The following is a 5,443-nucleotide window of genomic DNA, read 5'->3' as shown; positions in this document are numbered from 1 at the left end:
TCATCTCCTGGCTCGAATCTGACAGCGGTACCTGCGGGAATGTCTAGCCGCATTCCCTTTGTCGGTACTCTGTCAAATCTCAATGCAGCATTAACTTCATAGAAGTGATAGTGAGAGCCGATTTGAATCGGTCGATCGCCTGTATTTGCGACGGTTAATTTGAGGATGGGTCGATCGATATTTAGTTCGATTTCACCAGCTTTAGCAATAATTTCGCCAGGAATCATAATTTAGGGGATAGAGGATAGAAGTTAGGAGTTAGGGTCTAGAGATCGGAAACGTTGACGATATTATAGATCGAGCATTCAAAAATTGATTTAAAAGTCTACCATCCACTATCCACTATTCACTACTCTAAGCCTCTTTAAAGAATCGAATTAATTCACGCGCATGTTCGAGGAACTGGCCATCGACAGTAATTTGCGAAATAGCTTGTTTGGCTTCTTGGGCTAATCGTTGATGATCTGATTCGTTAGTTGCCTTGAGATTGGCGATCGATACTGTCAGTTTGGCGATGTCTTCACGATTGGTCTCCCAGCGATAATTTTGCTGACTCAACCAAGAGGTGTCTTCGTTGGGATCTAGTTGGCTGCTTAATTGACTTACGCGATCTTCTAATCTTTGAAACCTGTCGCGCAGTTCAAAAATATCTTCGCGTGGATACATAAATTGGTTTTGCATCGCACTCAGTCGGGCGGCTAAATACTCATAAGTACTAATTGCTGGACGTAATAAAGTCAGTAATAAGACACCGACAGAACTCCAATAACCTAATGCCGTAATCCCACTGGCAGCTAAATAATATAAGCCGATCGCCGTACCGATATGCAACCCGATCGCCACAATTAGAGACTTCTTCGCAATACTGCTAGCATATTGAATTTGGCGCGGTTCGACAGTGATTCCCTGTAGCTGAGATTCTTGCCCTGTTTGCGCTACAGCCTTAGCTTTGAAATAAATATTCCAGGGTACTGTAACGATTAAAATCGTCCATTCAAAAATCCCAATCCCGATTGCCCAATCCCACAAACTACCGACTGGCATCTGAAACCAATTTAATAAACCAAAAGCTAGTAAAGCGATAAACAGCAATCCAGAATTAAAAACTGCGATGCTACCGTACATAATATATTTTTCTCATTCATGTTTGCTTCTGCTCTATTGTGAATGAAGATCTATGAGCTTGGCGATCGGCTTATGCTACTTTCTCAACTGCACGATCTCGATCGATAAATTCAAGCACATAATTTATCGTACTTTCCTAATCGATCGAGTATATTCCCCGCTGTCTTGAAAAGGTGAGTCAAGACGGGGAAACCCCTGTTCCCGCACTTTTCGCTCCCAGCTACTACTTAGAATTCAACCGATTCTGACGGCGTTGCTCCAGGACTTGTTGAAGTTTGACGCGCTGTTCGGGAGTCAAAATCTCGCGAATCGCTAGCGTGTTTTCAAAATTGGTGTCAGCAATTTCTCGCTGTAAACTTTGCACCTGCTGGCGTTTTTGGCGAATTTGGGCGGAACTGCCATTGCCCTGAATTAATTGGGCTAGCTCCTGTCTGGCTATCTGTAGAGCCTGGCGACGTTCTTTGTTTTGACCCTGAGCATTTTTCCGCAGTTGTTGCAGCCGTTGGATCTGATCGCGTGAGAGGTTGAGTTCTTTCACTAAGTTGAGTACCCCACCAGCAGGCACTTGCAATTGTCCAGTGGCTGGGCGATTGCTTGTTTGTGCTAGAGCGCGTTCTGCTCGCACGGGCGAACCGAGCGTGGCGAAAGCTAATAAAGTTGACAAGAGCGTCAGGAGCCGGAAGCGAGACATATAAGTATAAGTTCGATCGAGGTTGATAATATTTAGACTAGGGCTGAATCGAGAAAGTTCACTCTGACGATTGGATGTAGCTGTTATGTTGTAATGTCGAGCATTTGTCCCGTATACCTGGGAAACACCTGCTGCAACTGAGTTTTATCTACAGCTAGCTGGCGAGTTATGATGGTCGCCAACACATCGCGAAAATCAGTCGTCACCGCCAAATCTCGTCCCTGGTGACGTTGCGCTGGTTCCAATCCCGCCCACTTGCCATACACCTTGCCACCGCGAATGCCGCCACCGAGCAGCCACATTACATTCCCATGCCCGTGATCGGTGCCGCCATTACCATTTTCCTTCACCGTCCGCCCAAACTCGGACATAACGAGGATCGTGGTCTGTTGATAAGCTGCTCCCAGTCCAGTTTGGAGTGCGACTAGACCCTTGCCTAATTGCTCTAGATTGCGGGCTAATTGCCCTTGACTGCCACCTTGATTGATATGCGTATCCCAACCGCCAACAGCTAAAAATGACACTTGAATGCGGGGATCTCTTGCCATCAGCCGCGCTAATCGTTGGGCATCGCCAGGAAAACCATTTGGTAGTATCGCTCCATTATTGGCAATTTTTGCCTCAGCATCGAGATCTTTGAGTAGTTCGGTGCGGGCGGCTCGCCCCTCGCGGTAAGCCCGACTGAGTGCATCATTACTGCCATATAATCGATCGAATGCGGTGGCGATTTGAGGTCGATCGATTTGCAGCCGATTCCCAGCACTCCGTCCCGATGCGAGATTGGCAACAGCTCTTTTGCCCAGGAGAATGCGCGGCGTGGTCGCACCGACGCTGACTGCCTGAATCGGGTTTTTGTCGGACATTACGCCCAGCAGCCGATTCAGCCAACCATCGCGAGTGGTTTTGATACCTGGTGTGCCACTTTCGAGGTAATCTTGCGCGTCGAAATGGGATCTAGTGTCATCATGAGAACCGCTGGCATGAACGAAGGCGAGGCTTTTTTGTTGCCACAGCGGGAGTAAGTTTGCTAGGGCTAGGTGTAAGCCAAATTGGCCGTCGAGATCTAGTGCCCCATTCGGTTGACCTGGTTGGGGAATGGAGATCGTCGGTCGATCGGTATAATATGTGGGTTCCTGGTAAGGGATGACTACACTCAAACCATCGATCGCACCTCTGAGAAAGATGACAATTAAGCGTTGCGGATGGGGATTACTAGCAGCGATACTCCGAGCTGCCCAGCCATGAGTGCCGATAGTAACTAGAGATGATGCCGAACAGAGGCTAGATTGAATGAGAAATTGCCGACGGTTCATAAGATTATCGATCGAGAAATATTATCAGAATATCTAGCTTACTTTTTCATAAATTCAGGACTGCCCAGAATTAAGGCAGCCCGAATTTCGGGATTGCTGGTATCAATCGCTTGTTGCGTTTGGATCGAAAAATTATCTCCCAAAGTTGCTGACAATTTCACAGGATCGATCGTGACCATTGGCGCAGTTGGTATAGAACTAGCAGCGGTGGTCGTTGCTGCGGAAATCGGTAATTTACCCTTAGCTAAATTCGTCGCAAAATTGAGTCTTCTGGTCATACTATCGGGATTCAGCCAAGCTTCTTGAGTATTTTTATAACCATTTGGACTGATACAGCCATAAACGGGCATTCCCAATTGAGTCAATAAGCTATTTAATGGTTTGACATTATTAATCTCTAATCCAGTCGATCGAATTGAAGAGATTGCATACTGATATGGTGTTTTGAACTTAGCTCCATAGTATTTACGATTCCAAAATTCAGGACTGTGAAAGAGAGTATCGAGTACTAATTTAATATTTCCACCTGTAGCCTTAAATCGCTTTGATAATTGATCGACTAAACTTTTGGGTGGATTGTCGGTAACAAAGTATTGAGCCAGTTTGAAGCTAATCTGACGAGCGGTGCTGGGATGCCATGAGAGCAGATCTAGTGCTTGCTCTCCTTCTGCCATCCCACTACCAACAATCTCCAGATTGAGAAATTTCTTGGTGCTAAAATCGTGCCGATCGCTATTAAATTGAAAGCTATAACCATCAGGTACTTTTTTGCCGGGTTGCTTGAATCCCCAACCCGTGAAAATCTTGGCCAAGGCAATCACATCATTTTGGTTATAACCGCCATCGACACCGAGTGTATGAAGTTCCATCAGTTCGCGGGCGTAATTTTCATTCAAACCGCGAACCTTGCCTTTTTGATTGGCATTAGGCGCACTATTTTGCCAATTATCTAGATAAAATAGCATCGCCGGATGTCGAGCCGTCGCACCTAATAGATCCCTGAATTTACCTAATGCATGGGGTCGAATTGCTTGTTGCTCGTAGGCACCCACCCATAGCCGATCGAGTCCTTTGTCCGCATAGACATTAAAATGGTTATACCAAAAATCCACCATCACTGCTTGCAGTTGCCGATCGCTATAGATCGATCGCCATAATCTCGCTTCGATCGCTTGGTTAGTTACTTGTTTCGCTTGTTGTTGCAGAACTTTTTTGGGAGCTGGTGACAACTGTAAATCCTGGGGATTATAACGTTGAAATAGTTCGACTGGAGAGAGATTAACTGCATCCAATTTAGCTAATTTTTCGGTAACAATTGGCGATTCGGCGATCGAGTCGGGATAGAGCTGTTGTTGGATGTATCGATCAATGCCGATTTGTTTGACTCGATCGATCTCACCAGGTCTAATTCCCAGGGTCAACCGATTGAGTAGATGGATAACCTTGGGATTGACTGGTTCGGCATGGGCAACACTAGTGAATGACAGTAATAGATAACTAACAATAACAACCAAATATTTACGAGTATTCATGGTCGATCTATTGAGAAAGAATATGGAGCTGAAAATAAACTTTAAATTTTGACAATTCTGTATATTGGCAACTCATAATAGCTCATCATCTAAACCGACTAGATCTTCATGTTTCCCTGGATCTATCGTTGGATCGCCTGTTGCTTCTAAAATATGAGCTTCGAGATAAAGATTGAGTCCATCTAATTCAGCAATGCTCAGTTCGGGCGGATTCAAAACTTGGAAGGTGGTTGCCCCAATTATTCCAGTCACTAAGATCCCAATTCCGCCAGCAAGATATCGCCACCAGGAACGGTGACTTCGCTGTTGTGTTTGAGTCGGCAGAGCATCTAGCTCTGATATCAATCGATCTTCCAAATCGCTCATTCCTGGTGAGGCGATCGAACGATGTTGACGTAAGAAATTGACTAAGTTGGCATCTTCATCGGGTAAGTTATTCATTGGCTGCTGGCATGGTTGATGATACTGGGATTAGAGATCGACTTAACTATTAACTAGACTTGAATTCCTGCTGTTTCTAGAAATTTTCGCATCCCACTGCGGGCGTGAAATAAGCGAGACTTAACTGTGCCGACGGGAATTTGGAGGATTTCAGCCACTTCTTTTTGAGGGAGTTCTTCGAGATCGTGTAATACTAATACCGATCGATGCTCCTCGCTGAGTAAACTCAATCCTGTTTGCACCACATCCTGATAATGAAGCTGCATCAGATCGGGGTCATCATGTTGGGTGGCAATATTCTGCGCGATCGTTTGCAGCCGCGATCGATCCTGTGCCAAAGT

At 45.5% G+C, this 5,443-nt stretch carries 7 protein-coding genes; all 7 read right to left on the bottom strand.

What is annotated here, in order from left to right:
- Positions 1 to 227 (bottom strand): urease subunit beta (gene ureB, locus RMO27_RS19210; protein WP_309735523.1); only part of this gene is annotated, 227 nt, incomplete at its 3' end.
- Between the two features lie 127 nt (positions 228 to 354).
- Entirely contained in the window at positions 355 to 1,125 is a 771-nt protein-coding gene (locus RMO27_RS19205) for a hypothetical protein (protein ID WP_309735521.1), read from the bottom strand.
- A gap of 223 nt (positions 1,126 to 1,348) precedes the next feature.
- Positions 1,349 to 1,816 carry a Spy/CpxP family protein refolding chaperone gene (locus tag RMO27_RS19200; protein WP_309735518.1) on the bottom strand — a complete coding sequence of 156 codons (468 nt, stop codon included), beginning with the start codon at positions 1,814 to 1,816 and terminating at the stop codon, positions 1,349 to 1,351.
- A gap of 83 nt (positions 1,817 to 1,899) precedes the next feature.
- Positions 1,900 to 3,129, bottom strand: coding sequence for a DUF1501 domain-containing protein (locus RMO27_RS19195; RefSeq protein WP_309735515.1), 1,230 nt, complete (start codon positions 3,127 to 3,129; stop codon positions 1,900 to 1,902).
- A 38-nt stretch (positions 3,130 to 3,167) separates the two neighbouring features.
- Positions 3,168 to 4,661, bottom strand: a complete 1,494-nt coding sequence (locus tag RMO27_RS19190) for a DUF1800 domain-containing protein (RefSeq protein WP_309735513.1) — start codon at positions 4,659 to 4,661, stop codon at positions 3,168 to 3,170.
- A gap of 72 nt (positions 4,662 to 4,733) precedes the next feature.
- The gene (locus RMO27_RS19185) at positions 4,734 to 5,102 is read right to left on the bottom strand and encodes a hypothetical protein (RefSeq protein ID WP_309735511.1); all 369 of its coding nucleotides are present in this window, start codon (positions 5,100 to 5,102) and stop codon (positions 4,734 to 4,736) included.
- Positions 5,103 to 5,155: 53 nt separating this feature from the next.
- Positions 5,156 to 5,443, bottom strand: a 288-nt coding sequence (locus tag RMO27_RS19180; protein WP_309735509.1) for a sigma factor-like helix-turn-helix DNA-binding protein, incomplete at its 5' end; no start/stop codon positions are given.

The sequence above is a fragment of the Chamaesiphon sp. OTE_75_metabat_556 genome (assembly GCF_031378165.1).
GTDB lineage: Bacteria > Cyanobacteriota > Cyanobacteriia > Cyanobacteriales > Chamaesiphonaceae > Chamaesiphon.
Note: the sequence above shows the minus strand (reverse complement) of the source record. Positions and strands in the feature narration are given on the sequence as shown.